Genomic DNA, 18,631 nt, shown 5'->3' on the forward strand with positions numbered 1-18,631 from the left:
ATCAAGCCTTTGCCATCAGGCTTCGTGGAAGTCGGCCACGAAGCGGTCGAGCAACCGCACGCCGAAGGCCGACGCGCCCTTCGGAACGGTAGCGCCGTCCTTCTTCGCCCAGGCCACGCCGGCGATGTCGATGTGCGCCCACGGCGTGTCGTTGACGAAGCGCTTCAGGAACTGCGCGCCGACGATGCTGCCGGCGCCGCCGCCCGAACCGGTGTTCTTCATGTCGGCGGCCGGCGACTCGATCTCCTTGTCATAGGCGTCGTTCATCGGCATGCGCCACACCGGCTGGCCCACCTTCAGGCCGGCGGCCGTCAGGTTCATGGCAAGATCGTCGTTGTTGCAGAACAGGCCGGCATGCTCGTGGCCGAGCGCCACGATGATGGCGCCGGTCAGGGTGGCGAGGTCGACCATCAGCTTGGGCTTGTAGACGTCCTGCGCGTACCACAAGCAGTCGGCCAGCACCAGGCGGCCTTCGGCGTCGGTGTTGATGACCTCGATGGTCTGGCCCGACGCCGAGGTGACGATGTCGCCCGGACGCTGCGCGGTGCCGGACGGCATGTTCTCGACCAGCCCGACGATGCCGACGGCGTTGACCTTCGCCTTGCGGGCGGCCAGCGCGTACATGGTGCCGATCACGGTGGCGGAACCGCCCATGTCCCACTTCATGTCTTCCATGCCGGCCGCACCCTTGATCGAGATGCCGCCGCTGTCGAAAGTCACTCCCTTGCCGATGAAGGCGACCGGACGCTTGTCGTCGGCCTCCGGGTTGCCGTTCCAGCGCATGACGACCACGCGCGGCTCGCAGGCGCTGCCCTGGGCAACGCCCAGCAGGGCGCCCATGCCGAGCTTGCGCAGCTTCTTCTGGTCGAGGATCTCGACTTCGACGCCGAACTGTTCCAGCTCCTTCGTCTTCTCGGCGAGGCTTTCCGGATAGATGACGTTGGCCGGCTCCGACACCAGATCGCGGGTGAAGCGGATGGCGTCGGCCAGCGTATCCAGCTTCTTGAAGGCCGACTTGGCCGCACCGTCGTCCTCGACCAGCAGCGTCAGCCTGCGCAGGCTGGGCTTCGGCTCCTTCTTGTCGGACTTCTTGTCGTTGGTGCGGTACTTGTCGAACTTGTAGGAGCGCAGCTGCGCGCCGAAGGCGATCTCGGCCGCGGCGGATGCCGGCGACAGGGCGGTCCCCTCCGGCAGCTCGACCAGCAGGGCGGCCTCGTCGGCGGCCTTGTCGAGCTGCACGGCGATGGCGCCGCCGGCGGACTGGAGAACCAGATCGGTCAGGTCGGCGTCCTTGCCGATGCCGACCAGCAGGATGCGGTCAAGCTCGGTCCCGGCCGGGGCGAGCAGCGTCAGCGTCTCGTCCTTCTTGCCGTTGAAGCGGGCGGCGGCCATGGCGCGGGCCAGCGCCCCGCCGGTCTTCTGATCCAGCTCGCGCCCGATCGGGCCGAGGCTGCGGTCGGCGGCGACGGTCACGGCCAGCACGCCGGAGGCCGGCAGGGACAGCTTGGCGAAGGAGAACTTCATCTGGTCCTCTTGAGGGGTTGGGCGAACGCGCCCGGATTGTCTCAACGGCGGAAAGCCTACCCCACCGATAAGGAGCGCGCCACCCCGGCTGTCAAGGGTGGGAGGGGGAGACGCCCCCTCCCCCTCGCTCACGCATCGATCGCCTTGCCCAGCTCGACCGGATCGACCTCGCCCTGCTCGATGCCGACGTCCGAAACGCTCTCCTCCGACACCGTCTCCTCGGCGCGACGTTCCAGCACGGCGGCGAAGAAGCCGTCGGTGTCGTGCTTGGCCGGTGTCAGCCGCAGGTACGGACCGTCGACCGGCGGCGGCGCGCCGGCCTCCTCCTCCGCCCAGACCTCGGCGACCGGCTTGACGATGAAGTCGTGGTGGGTCTGCAGGAAGGCTTCGACCTGCGCCTCGTTCTCGTCATGCAGCATGGAGCAGGTGGCGTAGATCAGCCGCCCGCCCGGCTTCACCAGACGCGCCGCGCTGTCGAGGATGTTGGCCTGAAGCGGCAGCAGCTGCTCCAGCCCCGGACCCAGCTGGCGCCAGCGGGCGTCGGGGTTGCGGCGCCAGGTGCCGGTGCCGGAGCACGGCGCATCGACCAGCACGCGGTCGAACTTGCGCTTGTGGCGCTTCACCCAGGGATCGCGCTCGCTGGTCAGCGGATGCGCCTCGATGTTGTGCAGGCCGGCGCGGCGGAACCGCTCGGCGGCGCGCTTCAGGCGCTTGTCCAGCACGTCGCAGGCGACGACGCGGCCCTTGTTCTTCATCAGCGCGGCAACGGCCAGCGTCTTGCCACCGGCCCCGGCGCAGAAATCCACCACCTGATGGCCGGGCTTGGGCGCCACCGCCAGTGCCACCAGCTGCGAGCCCTCGTCCTGGATCTCGACCAAGCCGTCCTTGAAGGCATCGACGCTGCCGAGCGGCGGACGGCCCTTCACCCGCAGGCCCAGCGGCGACCATTGCGTGGTTTCCGCCGTGATCTGCGCCTTGGCCAGCGCCTTGATGGCACTCTGCTGGTTGGCCTTCAGCGGGTTGATGCGCAGGTCGAGCGGAGCCGCCTCCAGCAGCTTCTCCATCTCGACCCCGAAGCGGTCGCCCAGCGAGGCGCGCATCGGCGCTTCCGCCCACTCCGGACATTCCACCCGCACCGTCTCCGGCATGTCGGGATGTTCCATCGTGTGGCTTTCCAGCTTGCCGACCATCGCCAGTTCGTCGTCGGTCAGGCGGGCCGGGGCGAACTTGCCGCCACTGAACATCTCCAGCACGACGCCGGCGTTGCGGTTCTCCTCCAGCAGCAGATAGGCCAGGACGCGGGCGCGCGGAGTGGGGCGCTCGTAGCCGCCGCGCTCGATCCACCAGCCGAGCCGGGCATGGCGGCGCAGGATCGCGTAGGCCATCTGGGCGATGGCGGTACGGTCCTTCGAGCCGATGTAGCGGCGGTTGCGGAAATAGGCGCTCATCACCGCGTCGGCGGGGCGAGGGGTCTCGTCGATCTCGGTCAGCAGATCGATGACCGCCTGGAGGCGGGCGGCGGGTGTCATGGCGTCTGGTCCCTTGGGGTGTCACATGGCGGCGAACAGGACCGGCCGCCCGCATGTTCCCCCTTGCGAGTGGGGGACGGGATGCAAATCGCGGACGGTCCTTCACGTATGGGCTGTCGATACCGCGTTTGCCGCGTTCTGTCACGTCCTGCCGCCGCGCGGCAGCTCCGCTTGGCCCCCGAGCGGCTCTGTCGCGCCCACGCCCGTGACAAGCAGACGCGACCTATCCGAAAGTGCAGGTTGGGGATTGACGACTCGGGGTAACCACCGGCACAAACAATCGGGTGATGTGACCTTGTCGTGACCGGACCGCCAGGGCGGGAGACCGGTCGGAGGTCTTCGACGGACAGATCGGATGCTGGTGGCGGAGTGCGCGATGGCGGCTGCGGCTGGGGTGACGTGTGCGCGTGACGTGAGGAAAGCCGCCGGCCGCGGCCTGCGGATGGCGCTGATCGGAGGGCTGCTGGCGACACTGGCGGCCTGCGCCGGCACCGCCCCGACGGTGGACGGGCAGCGGCGGACCGCCCAGCGCCCGACCTGGGATCAGGTCTCGCCCGATTTCCGCCACCTCGCCGGCTGGATCGACGACGACCACGCCCAGGCGGTCCCCGCGGTGCAGCGGACCTGCGGCTGGGTGAAGAACCAGCCGCCGGGCAAGTCGCTGGGGCAGTTGCGCGCCGCCGGCACCACCGACGATTGGCGCGCCATCTGCGCCGCCGCCCGCGACCTGCCCCCCGGCGACAGCGAGGCGGCGCGCCGCTTCTTCGAGACCTTCTTCACTCCCCGCGACGTCAGCAACGGCGAGAACGGCCTCTTCACCGGCTATTACGAGATCGAGCTGCGCGGCAGCTGGACCCGGACCGAGCGCTACAACGTCCCGCTCTACCGCATGCCGGCCCGCGGCAAGAACGGCATGCCCAGCCGCGCCCGCATCGACAACGGCGCCTTGAAGGGCAAGGGCCTGGAACTGATGTGGGTGGACGACCCGGTCGACGCCTTCTTCCTGGAAATCCAGGGTTCCGGCCGGGCGATCATGGCCGACGGCTCGGTGGTCGGCATCCATTACGCCGGCCAGAACGGTCACAGCTATTACCCGATCGGCCGCCATATCATCGACATCGGCGACGCCACGCCGGAACAGATGTCCTTGCAGACGATCCGGCGCTGGCTGAAGGACCATCCGGCCGAGGCCCAGCGGGTGATGAACCTCAACCCCTCCTACGTCTTCTTCAAGGTGAAGCCCGAGGTTGGCGCCCGCGGCGCCCGCAACATGGAGCTGACCCCCGGCCGCAGCCTTGCGGTGGATGCCGAGCATATCCCGCTGGGCGTGCCGCTGTGGCTGGAGGTGCGCGACGCCCCGGTTCCGGGCGGCGCCATCAACCGGCTGGTGATGGCGCAGGACACCGGCGGCGCCATCAAGGGGCCCGTGCGCGGCGACCTGTTCTGGGGCCACGGCCCGCAGGCGGAGGAAGGGGCCGGCGTGATGAAGGCGCGCGGTCACTACACCATGCTGGCGCCGCGCAACCTGTCGGTCGAGACCGCCCAACGGAAATGACCGCAGAGGACCGCATCCGGCTGGAACGGCTGACCGCCCTGCCCGACCGTGGGGCGGCCCTGGCGGCATTGGAGGAAATCTTCTTCGCCTCCACCACCCGGACGGAGTTCGCGTCCGCTGCCGAGCGCGCCGCCTTCCTCGCCACCTGGACCGGCTGGTTCGTGGATGAGGCACCGCAGGACATCTGGATGGCGGTGGCGGCCGACGGACAGGTCGTCGGCTACCTCACCGGCTGCAAGGACAGCGCCGGCTCGGTCGAACTGGCCCGGCGCATCCCGAAATACGAGGTCTTCGCCGATCATTTCGCCGCCTACCCCGCCCATCTTCACGTCAATGTCCGGCCGGGATGGCGGGAACATGGGCTGGGGCGGCGGCTGGTCGACCGGTTTGCCGAGGATTGCCGGGACGACGGCCTGCCCGGCGTCCATCTGGTCACCGCCGTCTTCGCCCGCAATGTCGAGTTCTACCAGCGCGCCGGCTTCACCGACGCCTGCCAGCGCGGCCCCCTGCTGTTCCTCGGCCGCCGCCTCAACACCTGACTTCCGCGGCGCTGCTGTGCTAGGCAGGGACATCTCCCTGCCGGAAAGCCTGCTGCCATGACCCGTCTGCCCCTGCTGATCGAAAGCCCGCAGAATCCTCAGTTCAAGCTGTGGGAATCGGCGCTGGAAAGCCGTGGGCTGAAGAAGAACGGCAAGTTCCTGCTGGCCGGCCTGAAGACCGTTCCCGAGGCATTGCGCCAGCATCCCGCGCGGTTCGAGCGCGTGCTGTTCACCGACCCGGCGCAGATCGCCTCCTGGCGGCTGCCGGCGGGAGTGGAGCCGGTGCAGCTGGCGCCTGCCCTGTTCCGCATGCTGGATGTGTCGGGCACCGGCTTCCCGCTGCTGGTCGGCGCCGTGCCGAAGATGCCGGCCATCGATTTGTCGCAGCAGCCGCAGGGGCTGGAACTGCTCTGTGCGCTGGGCGATCCCAGCAACCTCGGCGCCCTGCTGCGCAGCGCCGCGGCCTTCGGCGTGTCGCGGATCGTCCTGCTGGAAGGGGCGGCGCATCCCTTCCACCCCAAATGCCTGCGGGCGGCGTCGAACGCGCAGTTCACGCTGACCATGCTGCGCGGACCGCGCTGGACGGCGGTGAACGAGGCGGCCGGGCCGCTCTACGCCCTGGACGGCGGGGGAGAGGACCTGACCCGCTTCGACTGGCCGGCGGACATGCGGCTGATCCTGGGCGAGGAAGGCCAGGGCGTGCCTGCCGACTGCCCGGCGACGCGGCTGTCGGTGCCGACGACCGGGGCGGTGGAGTCGCTGAACGCCACCGTTGCGGTCAGCGTGGCTTTGTTCGCGCGCTATGCGGCTGTCAAGGGATAGGCGGGGACCGGGAGAACAGGCGACGGTGGTTCGCTGACCGGGCGCCCTACCCCATCACCGACGCCAGCACCTGGACCACCTGATCCGACCCGTAGGGCTTCTTCAGCACCGGCACATCGGCGAACCGCTCCGGCACGGCGGCGCTCTCGCCATATCCCGTCGCGAACACGAAGGGGATGCCCAGTTCCCGCAGCCGTTCGGCGACCGCGACCGACGTCTCGTTGCCCAGATTGATGTCCAGCACGCCGACCACCGGCGGGTCATCGTCGATCAGGCGCAGGGCATGGCGGACGCTGGCGGCGGTGTTGACGCGGCTGGCGTTGAAGCTCAGCAGCACATCCTCCGTCGCCATGGCGATGATCATGTTGTCCTCCAGCAGCATCACCGGGCCGCCGATGGAGAAATCGGCAGCCGGAACCGGCAGGCTGCGCCGGTTGCCGGTGGGAAGGCTGTCGGCGATGGTGACGAACCGCGCCGGGATCATGAAGCGGGCACGCAGGCCGGACAGGGCATAGGTCACCTCCGCCTCGCCCTGCAGGTCGTGCGGGACCGAGCGCTCGATCACCGTGGTGCCGAAACCGGTGCGCGACGGCGCCCGCACCGGTGGGCCGCCATTCTCCTGCCAGTCGATCAGCAACCGTCCGCCCTCGTCGATCGACCAGTCGGCCTCGACCCAACCGCTGCTGTCGCTGAGCGCGCCGTATTTGGCCGAATTGGTGGTCAGCTCATGCACCACCAGCGCGAAGACGGAGAAGGCCTGCGGCGCCAGCAGCACCTCCGGCCCGGTCAGCCGCACCCGCTCGCTCTTTGCCGACAGATAGGCGCCGATCTCCGCCGCGATCAGGGCTCGCAGCGAAGCCGGCCCCCAATTGTCGGCGGTGATCTGGTCATGGGCGCGGGCCAGCGCCTCGATGCGGCCGGCGACGATGGCGGCAAACTGCTGTACCGTTTCCGCCCCCAACTCGCTCTGCCGCACCAGGGCGCGGACGAGGCTGAGGATGTTGCGGACGCGGTGGTTCAATTCGGCGATCAGCAGCTCCTGCCGCTCGGTCGCCTCCTTGCGGGTGCGGCCGGCGACGTCGGCCAGCCGCAGCACCACCTCCAGCAGGGTCACCCGCAGCGATTCGGCGTTGCGCTCGTCCAGCTCGGTCCAGGGCTTGGAGCGGCCATGAACCGTCTCCTTCCAGGCCTCGAAGCTCTTACGCGGGGTCAGGCGCGGCCCGTTGGGACCGTATTGCGCCGGCTTGGTCGGGTCGCCGCCCCAGGTGACGGTGCGGACCAGCTCCTTGCGGAAGAAAACCAGATAATCGCGCGGCATCCGCGACACCGGAATCGCCAGCAGGCCGCAGGCCCGCTCGGTGAAGTCGCGGGCCGGCGGATGCACCGTCCCAAGCTGGTCGGTCAGATAAATCTTGCTGGGCGGCGTCCGGTGCAGGAACCGCATGACGCCCAGAGTCTCCTCCCGCGTCGGCGTCTCGCCTTCCATATGCAGCTGGCCGTCGATGCAGCAGGCGAAGCCGTCGCAATCGATCAGCGCCCGCAACTCCGTCGCGAAGCTGACCAGGCTGTCCAGCGGCAATTCGCTGTCGGCCAGCATCGACATGATGCGGACATGGGCGCGGCGGGCCTGCGCCTCCTGCTGGCTTTCCTGCTCGCGCTCCCGCCCCTCCAGCAGCAGCGAGACCATCTGGCCGAACAGTTCGGCGGTGGTCCGGCGCTCGAAGGAGAGCGAGCGGGCATGGCGGTGGTGGCAGGCGAACAGGCCCCACAGCTTGCCGTGCCGCAGGATCGACACCGACAGCGAGGCGTTCACCCCCATGTTGCGCAGATATTCGACATGGATCAGCGAGACGCTGCGCAGCAGGCTGAGCGACAGGTCCAGCGGCTGGCCCATCGGATCGACCGTCGGCACGATTGGCACCGGCGGCGCGTTCACGTCGGAAATGCAGCGCAGCCAGCTGCGCTCATACAGGCGCCGGGCCTGCTGCGGAATGTCGGAAGCAGGGTATCGCTGGCCGAGGAAGCTGCCGATGCCATGCACCGCCGATTCCGCGATTACCTCCCCCGCTCCGTCGTCGGCGAAGCGGTAGACCATCACCCGGTCGAATCCGGTCAGCGCCCGCATCTGGCGCGCCGCCTCGCGGCAGAAACCGTCGAAGCCGCGGGTGTTCTGGACCCGTGCGATCATCGAGCGCAGCAACGATCCCGAATCCTGCGGCCCCTCGCCCTCGCTCGGTTCCGCCTCGATGACGATGGTGGAGCCGGACAGATGGACCGCCACGTCGCAAACCGGGGCGATGTCCGACAGATGGACGCTGAAGGCGCGCTCGACGCTGCCGTTGATGTGGGCGACCTGCAACCGGCCGCGGATGGTGTGCAACGCCTCGCCTGAAATGAAGGCCGCCAGCGGATGCCCCAGCAGATCGTCGGGTTCGACACCCAGCCAGCGTCCGATGTTGTCCGAGACATGGACGACGATCCAATCGGCCGTGACGGCGATCAGGAAACCGGTCGGTTGGATCAGGCCCAGCTGGTGGATGGGCTCCCGGTCGCAATCGGTGAGGTCGACAGACCCCATAGGAACCGGCCCACTCATCGAACGAAGACTTCAGACAAACGCGACCTCTAGCGGAAGCTGGACCGGCGTCGTTTGTCACGCGCAGCCGAGGGAATTCATCAACAATTTAGGCAGGAGTCTGGAACGCTGCAACGCTCCAAAATGGCTATTCCTACGTTCTAATTAAAGGCCGTTAACTTAACATAGGATAAGATTTGCAACGTGCTTGCGTATGATAATGACCATCAGAGCTTGGCTGCACCGGCAGCGCTCTCGCTTCGCCGCAACTTTTCTTCAACTGCAAATAAACATCGTTGCCGAAGGTCGGCGGCAGCCATAAATTTCCGCAAGGGGCCCTTTCATCTTCGGCAGGCTGCCCACAAGCTGCTCATGACGCAGGGTAACGGTCGTTCAATGACCATCGGGATGCGCCATGACAATCCTTTTCCCTGCCGACGATTCCATTGCCTCGGACGAGCGCATCCGCATCCGCAACGTCACGCTGCTGTCCGACGACTGGTATGTTCTGAAGAAAACCACCTTCGACTATCGACGGAGTGACGGCAGCTGGCAGACCCTAAGCCGGGAGACGTATGACCGCGGCAACGGGGCAGCCCTGCTGCTCTACGATCCGACCCGCGGCACTGTACTGCTGACCCGGCAGTTCCGCTTCCCGGCTTACGTCAACGGCCATCCGGAACCGCTGCTGGAGGTGTGCGCCGGCCTGCTCGACGACCGCAGCCCCGAGGAGGCGATCCGGGCCGAGGCCGCAGAGGAGCTGGGCGTGACCGTCCAGGCGCCGCGCCGGGTGTTCGACGCCTTCATGAGCCCCGGCTCGGTGACGGAGCGGCTGGCCTTCTTCGTCGCCGAATACCGCGCCGCCGACCGCAGCGAGGGGGCGGACTCGCCGAGGAGGGCGAGGACATCGAGGTGGTCGAGTTGACCTTCGCCGATGCCCTTGCGATGGTCGGCAGCGGGGCGATCCTGGACGGCAAGACCATCATGCTGTTGCAGTACGCCGCCCTTCACGGCCTGTTGCCGCGGTGACGGCATTCCCCCGCCCCGCCAGGCCGGAAGGATTGGGACCAGGCGATTCGGACGGGGACTGGATGATCGACGACGGCGACCTCGACTGGGAGGACATCCGCGCCTTCCTGGCCACGGCACGGTGCGGCAGCCTGACCGGTGCCGCCCAACGGCTGCGGTTGAGCCCGCCGACCCTGGGCCGCCGGCTGAAACGGCTGGAGGACGCGGTGGGCGGTCCGCTGTTCGACCGGCTGCCCAACCGGCTGGAGCTGACGGCGCTCGGCCGCTCCGTGCTGGACAGCGCCGCGGCCATGGGCGATGCCGCCGCTGCCTTCGCCCGCAACGCCGACCGGCTGGCCGCGACGGCACAGCCGGTGCGGGTGACGGCGACGACCTCCGTCTCCGCCTTTCTCACCCTGCATCTGGCCGAGCTGCTGGCGGAGACCGGCGCCGACCTGACCATCCTCAGCACCCGCAACACCCTGAATCTGGCCCAGCGCGAGGCCGACATCGCGTTGCGCATGGACCGGGTGCCGCCCGAAGGCGACCTGGTCACCCGCCGGCTGGGAGCCTTCGGCTTCACCCTCTATGCGATGCGGGGGCTGCGCGACGACTGGTCCGGACGTTGGGACGGCGCGGCCGTGGTCGGGCTGCCGGAGACACGGCGGCGGCCATCGCAATCCGGATGGGTGGACGATACGGTCCGGGAGCGCGGCGCCCGCATCGTCGCCCGGCTCAGCGAACTGCCGATGCGGCTCGATGCCGCCCGGCGCGGGATGGGGCTGACGCTGCTGCCCTGCGTGCTGGGCGATGCCGAACCGGCGCTGGTCCGCGTCGTCGATCCGCCGGCCGAGCTTCGCGAAGACGTCCATCTGCTGGTCCACCGCGACCGGCGCGATGCTCCGGCCGTGGCCGCGGTGGTGGATGCCCTCGTCCGGCTGTTCCGCCGCCATGCCGAGGCGCTGGCAGCGGAATAGCCTTTCTTTTCAAAAGCGCACGCTCTGAGGGATCAGCCGCGGCCGGCGATCAGGCTGTCGGCGGCGGCGCGGGCCTCGGCGGTGACGGTGGCGCCGGACAGCATGCGGGCGATCTCCTCGCGCCGCTCGTCGCCATCCAGTTCGGCGACGCCGGTGGTGACCTGCTCACCCTTCTGCGACTTCTGCACCTTCAGATGGACGGCACCGCGCGCCGCGACCTGTGGGCTATGGGTGACGACCAGCACCTGCAGGCCATGGCCCAGCGTTTCCAGCCGTTCGCCCACCGCGGCGGCGACGGCGCCGCCGATGCCGGTGTCCACCTCGTCGAACACCAGCGTGCCGACGGTGGAGGTCTGGGCCAGCACCACCTTCAGCGCCAGCATGAAGCGCGCCAGCTCACCGCCCGAGGCGATCTTGTTGAGCGCCCCCGGCGGCGAGCCTGGGTTGGTCGCGACCTGGAAGGCGACGCGGTCGATGCCCGCAGCGCTCCATTCCGACTCGTCGACCGGCTCGACCAGCGTGCGGAACTTCGCCTTCTCCATCTTCAGCGGCGCCAGTTCGCCGGCAACCGCAACGTCCAGCCGGCCGGCGGCCTCGCGGCGGGCGGCGCCCAGCGCTTCGGCCGCCTTGTGGAAGACGGCGCGGGCCTGTTCGGCTTCCTTCGCCAGCTTGGCCAGCAGGTCGCCCTGATCCTCGATCAGCAGCAGGCGTCCGGCCATCTCCTCCCGGAGGGCGGCCAGCGCATCGACATCCACGCCATGCTTGCGGGCGGCAGCGCGCAATGCAAAGAGCCGCTCTTCCAGCTTTTCCAGCGCCCGCGGGTCCATGTCGACACCGCTGGAGACGGCCTGGAGGGCGGCAATCGCCTCCCCCGCCTCGGTCGCCGCGCGGTCGAGGGCGGCGATCACCGGATCCAACGTGCCGCCGGCCCGGTCGGCGATGCGGCTGAGCGTGCGGATGGCCGAGGACAGGGCGCGCTCGACGCCACGGTCGCCCGACAGTTCGGCATAGGCGGCATTCATGCCGTCGACCAGCTTTTCGCGATGCATCAGCACCGCGCGGGTCTCCGACAGTTCCTCCTCCTCGCCGGCCTTGGGGGCGAGGGCGTCCAGTTCGGCCACGGCGTGGCGGAGATATTCCTCTTCGGAGCGGGCGCGGGCGATGTCGGCGGCGGCGGAATGGCGCGCATCCTCCACCTGCCTCCAGGCACGGTGGGACGCGGCGACCTGCGCCGCCTGGGCCGACAGGCCGGCATAGGCGTCGAGCACGCCGCGGTGGGTCTGCGGGTTCAGCAGACCATGGGTGTCGAACTGCCCATGCACCTCGACCAGTTCGGCGCCCAACGTCTTCAACAGGCCGACGCCGACCGGCTGGTCGTTCACCCAGGCGCGGCTGCGCCCATCGGTGTTGACGGTGCGGCGGATCACCAGTGCACCATCGCCGGAATCGGAGTCGAGCCCCTGTTCCTTGAGGATGGCGAAGGCCGGGTGGTCGCCCGAAAGCTCGAACTCCGCAGTGACGGCGGCCTGATCGGCGCCGTGGCGCACCAAACCCGAATCCGCGCGTGCACCGAGGGCCAGCCCCAGCGCGTCGAGCAGGATCGACTTGCCGGCACCGGTCTCACCGGTCAGGGCGCACAGGCCCTTGCGGAAGGACAGGCTCAATCGCTCGATCAGGACGACGTCCCGGATCGTCAGCGACACGAGCATGGAGCGTCCTAGAACAGGGAGTTCCAGGCTCGATTGAGCCACGACTTCTCGTTTCGCTCGGGACGCAGATTGGCGTCCACCAGCAGTGCGTAGCTGTCCGTGTACCATTCGCTGCCGGGGAAGTTGTGGCCGAGCACGGCCGCGGCGGCCTTCGCCTCGTCGGTCACGCCCAGCGCCAGATAACACTCCACCAGACGGTGCAGCGCCTCAGGCACATGGGACGTGGTCTGGTAGTTTTCAACGACGGCGCGGAACCGGTTGATCGCGGCGGTGTACTGATGCTGACGCAGGTAGAAGCGCCCGACCTCCATCTCCTTGCCGGCAAGGTGATCGTTGGTCAGGTCGATCTTCAGCTTCGCGTCGCGGGCATATTTGCTGTCGGGGAAGCGGCGGACCACCTCCTGCAGGGCGTCGAGCGCCCGGCGCGTCATCCGCTGGTCGCGGCGCACGTCGGTGATCTGCTCGTAATAGCACAGAGCCCGCATGTAATAGGCATAATCGACATCCGGGCTGCCCGGATGAAGCTGGATGAAGCGGTCGAGCGCCAGGATGGCGTCGTCGTACTTCAGATCCTGGTATTGGGCGTAGGCGGCAAGAAGCTGCGCCTTGCTGGCCGCATCCGCATAGGGATGCTGGCGCTCCACCTCGTCGTAGAGCTTCGCGGCCTTCTTGTAGGAACTCCTCGCGCATCGCCGCGTCGGCTTCCGACATGAGCTGGTCGGCCGGACGCTCGACATAGGCGTCCTCCTTGGTGGAGGAGCAGGCGGAGAGGGCGGCGGACAGGAGGATGGCCGTCAGCGGCAGGCGGTACGGGCGAGGAAGCATCGTCGTCTTGGGCGCTTTCGAAGTTGCCCCTGTATAGCACGCCGGGGTAAGGGCGCCGCAAGCGGTAACGCGGGGGTGGGCGATATGCCCCTCCCCGCCCGCGACGGAAATCGGATCGGAAGCGCCTCAGCCGAACAGCGCGTCGATGTCGGCCTGGCTGATGTTGCCGCTGTCGGGCGTCGCCTCGGCCGGACCGTGCAGGTCCAGGTTCTCGTCCTTCTTGGTGACGGACGGCGGCAGAGGCATCGCCTCGAACTCGCGCCTGTTCCACAGGCCCATCATCGCGTCGACGCGTTCCTCGATGAAGGACATGGCGCGCACGACCTTGGTGATGCGCTGGCCGGTCAGATCCTGGAAGTTGCAGGCCTCATAGATGCGGACGATCACATCGACCATGTCGTTGACGCGGTCGTTGTGATAGCCCTCCGGCAAGGACGACTTCAGCTCCGACACCACCTCTTCCAGCTCTTCGGCGCAGGCCATGATGGTGTTGGTCGCGGCCTCCGTCGCGGCGACGACGGCGCCCAGTTCCTGGCTGGCCTGCTGGAACTTGTCGTCGCCGGCCAGCGGGTGGCGGATGGCGGCCATCTCCACCTTGGTCGCCTTGATCCGGCCGGAGATGTCGGCGATCTCCACCTGGATCTGGTCGATCTGCGCCGCGTCCATCGCCAGGAAGCGGTCGAGCTTGGCGCCCAGGTCGCTGACGGCGCGCAGCACCTCGGTGTTGTCGGCCTGAACCACCTGCGTCGGCACCGGAAGCGCCGCCACGGCGGCGCCATCTTCGATCAGTGCCTGGAACGGGTGCCCGGATTTGCGGGCTTTCTGAAGCTCGGCCATGAAGGGCTTGGTCATCTGCTTCATCCTCGGTCCCGCCTCTCGGAAACGGCCGCCTTGTGGCCTGTGGTGATGGATGTCTGGTCGCGCGTCGGTTCTGCGTTCTGATCGGCTGACCGTGCCTCATCCGGCCATCGGCGGGCTGGGACGGTCAATCCGGTAAACCCATGAGGTTCTGTCGGCACAGGCTGTCGGTTCGTAAGCCGCCGGCTTGCGGCCGGCCCTTACCCGAACAGGGCGTCGATGGCCGCCTGATCCAGCGGGGGCGGCGGTTCCGCCGCCGCGGGCGGCGGGGGCGGGGCGGGCTTGGAGGCGGCCTTTGCCTTCGGGGCGGCGCCCGGCGGCTTCGGAACCGGCTTCTTCGCGGGAGCGGGCGCATCGAACATGCTGTCGATACCGGACTGGCTCGCCACCGCGGGGGCGGCTGCCGGCGCCGGAGCATCGAACATGCTGTCGATGTCCGCCTGGCTGGCCTTGACCGGAGCAGCCGCGGGTGCCGCAGCGGGGGTGGGCGCGTCGAACATGCTGTCGATGTCGGCCTGGCTCGACTGCACCGGCGCCGGTGCCGGCGGCGGCGGTGGCGGCGGAGCGGCCGGAGCCGGACTGTCGAACATGCTGTCGACATCGGCCTGGCTGACGCCATGGCCATCCAATTGCGGACCGTTCAGCAGATGGGCATCCGGACGGGTGTCCGTCTGCTCTTCCTTGACCATGATGCCGGCCAGCCCGTCCTCGCCCCAGATGCTGATCATGGCCATGACGCGCTGTTCGATGTAGCGGAGCGCGTTGACGACCTTGCTGGTGCGCTGGCCGGTCAGATCCTGGAACGAACAGGCGGTGAAGATGTCGTTCACCTGGGTGTCGATATCGCTGCAGATCGCCGGATCGGCGCCGCCGGCCCGCAGCTTGCCCGACAGATCCATCAGCCGCTCGGCGGCGTTCAGGATTTCAAAGGACGCACGTTCGGTGGAGATGACGATGGCGTCCAGCTCGTTGGTCGCCGACAGAATCTTGTCGCCCGACCCGTCGGGGGGACGCAGCGCCGCCACCTCCCGCCTCGCCTGCTCGATCGAGGCGGCCATTTCCATCAGCTCGCGGCGCAGAACGCCGACATGCTTGCCGGCCTCCACCGCTTCGTTCTGCCGGCTCCAGGAGTCGCGGAACTCCTGCAGCATGGCGCGCACTTCCTCCGTCGCGGCCCCGAGGGACCGCCGGTGGAGCCGCCGCAGGAATGCCCTGCCCTTCGCCGATCGGGCAATGGCGTCCTCGATCTGCTCGAACTCTTCATCGGACAGCTGCGGAAGCTGCTCCAAACCGGTCCACTCCCCAAACTGGATCAGCCGGCCGCCCTGCTGACCCGGGCGGCCGAACCGGGCGCCGGACGGCGGGTGCCGTCCTTGCTACCCCACATCGCTAAGCCCGAAGATCAGCCGCCGATGACGGCCTGGATCTTTTGCTTCAGCGTGTCGGCATTGAAGGGCTTGACGATGTAGTTGTTCACGCCGGCCTGCTTGGCGGCGATGACGTTCTCGGTCTTGCTCTCGGCGGTGACCATGATGAAGGGCGTCGCCGCCAGCTTCGCGTCCGCGCGGATTTCCTTCAGGAGCTGCAAGCCGGTCATCGGCTCCATGTTCCAGTCGGAGATGATGAGGCCGAACTTGCTCTCACGCAGCTTCGCCAGCGCCGACACGCCGTCGCCGGCCTCGTCGATGTCGGTGTAGCCGATCTGGGTCAACAGGTTCCGCACGATGCGCCGCATGGTGGCGTAATCATCGACGACGAGGATCTTCATCTAGACGTCTCCGCAATAATCCGTTGCCGGTGTCTGACCGGCCGTTACGCCCACCCGGCGCGGGGGCTGCGCCGTAATCCGGGAAGTGATGCCGACTGTAGTGCCCTAACTGCCGCCAAAAGTCATCCCCTTGGGTCACACTGAAGCAGCTGAGTAAAGAACGTGTTACCACGGGCGGCAACATCTTGCGGAATCAGGGGCGCCCCCAGCCCCAAGCCGCAATTTGATACAGCCGCCCGCTCGGTTCACAGGGGTGCGGTCGCCCGATCCAGCCAGCGGCGGGCCGCTTCGTCGAGCAGCGGCGACAGCGACTCGCGCACGTTTGCATGATAGGCATCGACCCAGGCGGCCTCGGCATCGCTCAGCAGCGGCCGCTCGATCAGCGCACGGTCGATCGGCACCAGGGTCAGCGGCTCGAACTCCAGCATCGGGCGCTCCGCGCCCGCCAATTCGCCTTCCGGCTCCACCGGCTGGACGACGATCAGGTTCTCGATGCGGATGCCATAGGCGCCGGTCTTGTAATAGCCGGGCTCGTTGGACAGGATCATGCCCGGCTGCAAGGCGACGGTGTTGCCGACCTTCGACACCCGCTGCGGCCCCTCATGCACCGACAGGAAGCTGCCGACGCCATGGCCGGTGCCGTGGTCATAGTCCAGCCCCGCCTGCCACAGCGGCAGCCGAGCCAGCACGTCCAGCTGCGAGCCGGTGGTGCCGCGCGGGAAGCGCGCGGTGGACAGGGCGATGTGGCCCTTGAGCACACGGGTGAAGCGGTCGCGCATCTCCGCCGCCATCGCCGGGTCGGGCTCGCCGACCGCCAGCGTGCGGGTGACGTCGGTGGTGCCGTCCAGATACTGGGCGCCGCTGTCCAGCAGGAACAGGCTGCCCGGCTCCAGCCGGCGGTCGGTCTCCGGCGTCACCCGGTAATGGACGATGGCGCCGTTCGGCCCGGCCCCGGCGATGGTGTCGAAGCTGACGCCGCGGAAGCGCTCGTTCTCGCGCCGGCAGGCCAGCAGCCGCTCCACCACCGCCAGTTCGGTCAGCGTGCCCTTCGGCGCCTCTTCGGAGAACCAGTGCAGGAAGCGGACGAGGGCGGCGCCGTCGCGGACATGGGCGGCGCGGGTGCCGTCCAGTTCCGCCGCGTTCTTGCAGGCCTTGGGCAGGGCGCAGGGGTCGCCGTCGCGCTCCACCCTGGCGCCGGCCAGATGCAGCCGGTCGACGATCCAGGCCGAGGTGCAGGTCGGGTCGGCCAGCACGCGGGCGGAACCGCGGGCGACGGCGTCGAGCGCGGCGCCGAACTCCTCGACCGGCCGCACCTGCACCCGATTGCCCAGATGGGCGCGGGTCTGCGGCGCCAGCTTGCGCGGGTCGAGAAACAGCTCCACCGACGCATCGGCGGACAGGATGGCGAAGGACAGCGGCAGCGGCGTGCAGGGCACGTCGGCGCCGCGGATGTTCAGCAGCCAGGCGATGCTGTCCGGCTGGGTCAGCACGGCGGCGGCGATGCCCTTCTGCCCCAGCTCGTCGGCCAGCCGCGCCCGCTTGTCGGCGGAGCTTTCGCCGGCGAAGGCCTCGTCCTGCGGCACCACGGGGGTAAGCGGCGCCGGCGGCTGCCCCTGCCACACCGAATCGAGCGGGTTGTCCTCGCACGCCACCAGCAGGATGCCGGCGCGCTCCAGGGCGGCGCGGGTCTTCTCCACCCAGCCGATGGTGTGCAGCCAGGGATCGAAGCCGAAGCGTCCGCCTTCGGGCAGCGCCGCGACGATCCAGTCGGCCAGAGGGTCCTCGATCAGATGCCTGTACTCGTACAGGTCGGCAGGCACCTCGCTGCGGACCTGCAGGGTATAGCGGCCATCGACGAAGATCGCGGCACGGTCGGCTGTCACCACCGCGTTGCCGGCCGATCCGGTGAAGCCGGTCAGCCAGCCCAGCCGCTGGGCGCGCGGCGGCACATATTCGCCCTGATGCTCGTCGCCGCGCGGCACGATGAAGCCGTCGAGGTCACGGCGCTTCAGCGCGGCGCGCAGATCGTCCAGCCGCTGCGCCGGGCCGGGATTGGCCGTCGGCGCCTCGGCGGCGAGCTGCGCTTTCAGCGCGTGGAGTTGTTCGCTCAGGGCCGGCGGGAGGTTTTCGCCAACCAGGACGGCCCAGGCGGCGGGTTCCTCTCCCTCCGGCGCCGCCAGCACGCCGGCCAGCAGCGCGCGGACATCGGCGGGAGACCGGCCGGTCCCGGCCTCGGTCAGCAGGGTCGCAAGGGCGTCGTCGCCGCGATAGGCAGCGGAGGGAATCGCGCTGGGCACGGAACCTGTTCCTCGGAAGAGTGAATCCTGTGGACACAGGCTAGGCACCCCGCCGGCCCTGCGCAAGCGGCGGGGTGGTGGCTATGCCGGTTGGAGTGGGCCGGTTGGAGTGGCCCGGTCGGGATGGGCCGGTTGGGATGGAAGCGCGGTTCCGGCTTCCACCCGATCCGTCACACCGGCAGCCCGGCGTCGTCCGGCAGCCCCAGGCGCGCCAGCACGCGCTTGCGGGCCTCGCCACGCTCGACGTCGGAGATGTGCAGCAGGCCGCCGATCCGGCGCAGCAGGCTCGATTCCAGATCGTTCAGCACGCCGTCGGCGTAGGCGACCTCCCACAGCATCTCGATGATCCAAAGGCGGTGGCCGGGCGGGCAGCGGTCCATGATGACGCTGACGTAGCGGAGATAGGGCGAGACGTCCTCGGTGTCGAACACCGCGGCGGACAGCAGGTCCTGCGCCTCTTCCTCGCTCAGTTTGAAATGGCGGCGGACGACCGACAGGATGCGGTCGCGCTCGGCCTCGGAGATGGTGTCGTCGGTACGCGCGGCCTCGACCATCAGGGCGGCGGCGGCGGCCTGCAGGGCGTCCTCACCCGGCTCGGCGCCGTCATGCTCGCCCGTGAACAAGGACCGGATGCGGTTCAGCATG

14 protein-coding genes and 1 pseudogene are annotated in these 18,631 nt (G+C 68.8%); 5 read left to right on the top strand and 10 right to left on the bottom strand.

Features of this window, described 5'->3' with window-relative positions; all coding sequences use genetic code 11:
- Nucleotides 1–15: 15 nt before the first annotated feature.
- Together ACWPN3_RS18820 and ACWPN3_RS18825 are read right to left on the bottom strand one after the other, a co-directional pair.
- Nucleotides 16–1,524 carry a leucyl aminopeptidase gene (locus ACWPN3_RS18820; protein ID WP_492240782.1) on the bottom strand — a complete coding sequence of 503 codons (1,509 nt, stop codon included), beginning with the start codon at nucleotides 1,522–1,524 and terminating at the stop codon, nucleotides 16–18.
- 128 nt (nucleotides 1,525–1,652) lie between these two features.
- On the bottom strand, nucleotides 1,653–3,053 hold the full coding sequence (locus ACWPN3_RS18825; protein ID WP_492240783.1) for an RsmB/NOP family class I SAM-dependent RNA methyltransferase: 1,401 nt from the start codon (nucleotides 3,051–3,053) through the stop codon (nucleotides 1,653–1,655).
- A gap of 355 nt (nucleotides 3,054–3,408) precedes the next feature.
- On the opposite strand from ACWPN3_RS18825, the gene mltA reads away from it, so the two are divergent.
- From mltA to ACWPN3_RS18840, 3 genes are read left to right on the top strand one after another with little or no spacing between them, the layout of a single operon-like run.
- A complete protein-coding gene (mltA, locus tag ACWPN3_RS18830; protein ID WP_492261671.1) occupies nucleotides 3,409–4,608 on the top strand; it encodes a murein transglycosylase A in 1,200 nt (399 codons plus the stop codon).
- Nucleotides 4,605–5,147 carry a GNAT family N-acetyltransferase gene (locus ACWPN3_RS18835; RefSeq protein ID WP_109449166.1) on the top strand — a complete coding sequence of 181 codons (543 nt, stop codon included), beginning with the start codon at nucleotides 4,605–4,607 and terminating at the stop codon, nucleotides 5,145–5,147. The genes mltA and ACWPN3_RS18835 overlap by 4 nt, the downstream gene beginning before the upstream one ends.
- A gap of 57 nt (nucleotides 5,148–5,204) precedes the next feature.
- Nucleotides 5,205–5,969, top strand: a complete 765-nt coding sequence (locus tag ACWPN3_RS18840) for a TrmH family RNA methyltransferase (RefSeq protein ID WP_492240785.1) — start codon at nucleotides 5,205–5,207, stop codon at nucleotides 5,967–5,969.
- A gap of 46 nt (nucleotides 5,970–6,015) precedes the next feature.
- On the opposite strand, the gene ACWPN3_RS18845 is transcribed toward ACWPN3_RS18840, so the two are convergent.
- Nucleotides 6,016–8,547, bottom strand: coding sequence for an HWE histidine kinase domain-containing protein (locus ACWPN3_RS18845; protein WP_492261672.1), 2,532 nt, complete (start codon nucleotides 8,545–8,547; stop codon nucleotides 6,016–6,018).
- Nucleotides 8,548–8,959: 412 nt separating this feature from the next.
- On the opposite strand from ACWPN3_RS18845, the gene ACWPN3_RS18850 reads away from it, so the two are divergent.
- Together ACWPN3_RS18850 and ACWPN3_RS18855 are read left to right on the top strand one after the other, a co-directional pair.
- Nucleotides 8,960–9,469, top strand: coding sequence for an NUDIX domain-containing protein (locus ACWPN3_RS18850; RefSeq protein WP_492261673.1), 510 nt, complete (start codon nucleotides 8,960–8,962; stop codon nucleotides 9,467–9,469).
- Between the two features lie 166 nt (nucleotides 9,470–9,635).
- Nucleotides 9,636–10,529 carry a LysR family transcriptional regulator gene (locus ACWPN3_RS18855; protein ID WP_492240788.1) on the top strand — a complete coding sequence of 298 codons (894 nt, stop codon included), beginning with the start codon at nucleotides 9,636–9,638 and terminating at the stop codon, nucleotides 10,527–10,529.
- Between the two features lie 32 nt (nucleotides 10,530–10,561).
- On the opposite strand, the gene recN is transcribed toward ACWPN3_RS18855, so the two are convergent.
- The 7 genes and pseudogenes from recN to ACWPN3_RS18890 form a co-directional block, all read right to left on the bottom strand.
- Nucleotides 10,562–12,238, bottom strand: coding sequence for a DNA repair protein RecN (gene recN / locus ACWPN3_RS18860; RefSeq protein ID WP_492240789.1), 1,677 nt, complete (start codon nucleotides 12,236–12,238; stop codon nucleotides 10,562–10,564).
- A gap of 8 nt (nucleotides 12,239–12,246) precedes the next feature.
- Nucleotides 12,247–13,063: pseudogene (locus ACWPN3_RS18865) on the bottom strand (outer membrane protein assembly factor BamD).
- A 126-nt stretch (nucleotides 13,064–13,189) separates the two neighbouring features.
- Nucleotides 13,190–13,915, bottom strand: a complete 726-nt coding sequence (locus ACWPN3_RS18870; protein ID WP_247873135.1) for a protein phosphatase CheZ — start codon at nucleotides 13,913–13,915, stop codon at nucleotides 13,190–13,192.
- A gap of 206 nt (nucleotides 13,916–14,121) precedes the next feature.
- Entirely contained in the window at nucleotides 14,122–15,210 is a 1,089-nt protein-coding gene (locus tag ACWPN3_RS18875) for a protein phosphatase CheZ (RefSeq protein ID WP_492240790.1), read from the bottom strand.
- A 113-nt stretch (nucleotides 15,211–15,323) separates the two neighbouring features.
- Nucleotides 15,324–15,689 carry a chemotaxis response regulator CheY gene (locus ACWPN3_RS18880; protein ID WP_012974572.1) on the bottom strand — a complete coding sequence of 122 codons (366 nt, stop codon included), beginning with the start codon at nucleotides 15,687–15,689 and terminating at the stop codon, nucleotides 15,324–15,326.
- Between the two features lie 245 nt (nucleotides 15,690–15,934).
- Nucleotides 15,935–17,986 carry an aminopeptidase P family protein gene (locus tag ACWPN3_RS18885; protein WP_492240791.1) on the bottom strand — a complete coding sequence of 684 codons (2,052 nt, stop codon included), beginning with the start codon at nucleotides 17,984–17,986 and terminating at the stop codon, nucleotides 15,935–15,937.
- A gap of 170 nt (nucleotides 17,987–18,156) precedes the next feature.
- Complete coding sequence (locus tag ACWPN3_RS18890; protein WP_109449146.1) at nucleotides 18,157–18,630, bottom strand: tellurite resistance TerB family protein; 474 nt, start codon at nucleotides 18,628–18,630, stop codon at nucleotides 18,157–18,159.
- Nucleotide 18,631 lies beyond the last annotated feature (1 nt).

The organism is Azospirillum sp. UENF 111221 (assembly GCF_058780625.1).

Coding starts and splice junctions, on each gene's coding strand:
- ACWPN3_RS18820 (WP_492240782.1), bottom strand. CDS start 1,524: ATGAAGTTCTCCTTCGCCAAGCTGTCCCTGCCGGCCTCCGGCGTGCTG.
- ACWPN3_RS18825 (WP_492240783.1), bottom strand. CDS start 3,053: ATGACACCCGCCGCCCGCCTCCAGGCGGTCATCGATCTGCTGACCGAG.
- mltA (WP_492261671.1), top strand. CDS start 3,409: ATGCTGGTGGCGGAGTGCGCGATGGCGGCTGCGGCTGGGGTGACGTGT.
- ACWPN3_RS18835 (WP_109449166.1), top strand. CDS start 4,605: ATGACCGCAGAGGACCGCATCCGGCTGGAACGGCTGACCGCCCTGCCC.
- ACWPN3_RS18840 (WP_492240785.1), top strand. CDS start 5,205: ATGACCCGTCTGCCCCTGCTGATCGAAAGCCCGCAGAATCCTCAGTTC.
- ACWPN3_RS18845 (WP_492261672.1), bottom strand. CDS start 8,547: ATGGGGTCTGTCGACCTCACCGATTGCGACCGGGAGCCCATCCACCAG.
- ACWPN3_RS18850 (WP_492261673.1), top strand. CDS start 8,960: ATGACAATCCTTTTCCCTGCCGACGATTCCATTGCCTCGGACGAGCGC.
- ACWPN3_RS18855 (WP_492240788.1), top strand. CDS start 9,636: ATGATCGACGACGGCGACCTCGACTGGGAGGACATCCGCGCCTTCCTG.
- recN (WP_492240789.1), bottom strand. CDS start 12,238: ATGCTCGTGTCGCTGACGATCCGGGACGTCGTCCTGATCGAGCGATTG.
- ACWPN3_RS18870 (WP_247873135.1), bottom strand. CDS start 13,915: ATGACCAAGCCCTTCATGGCCGAGCTTCAGAAAGCCCGCAAATCCGGG.
- ACWPN3_RS18880 (WP_012974572.1), bottom strand. CDS start 15,689: ATGAAGATCCTCGTCGTCGATGATTACGCCACCATGCGGCGCATCGTG.
- ACWPN3_RS18890 (WP_109449146.1), bottom strand. CDS start 18,630: ATGCTGAACCGCATCCGGTCCTTGTTCACGGGCGAGCATGACGGCGCC.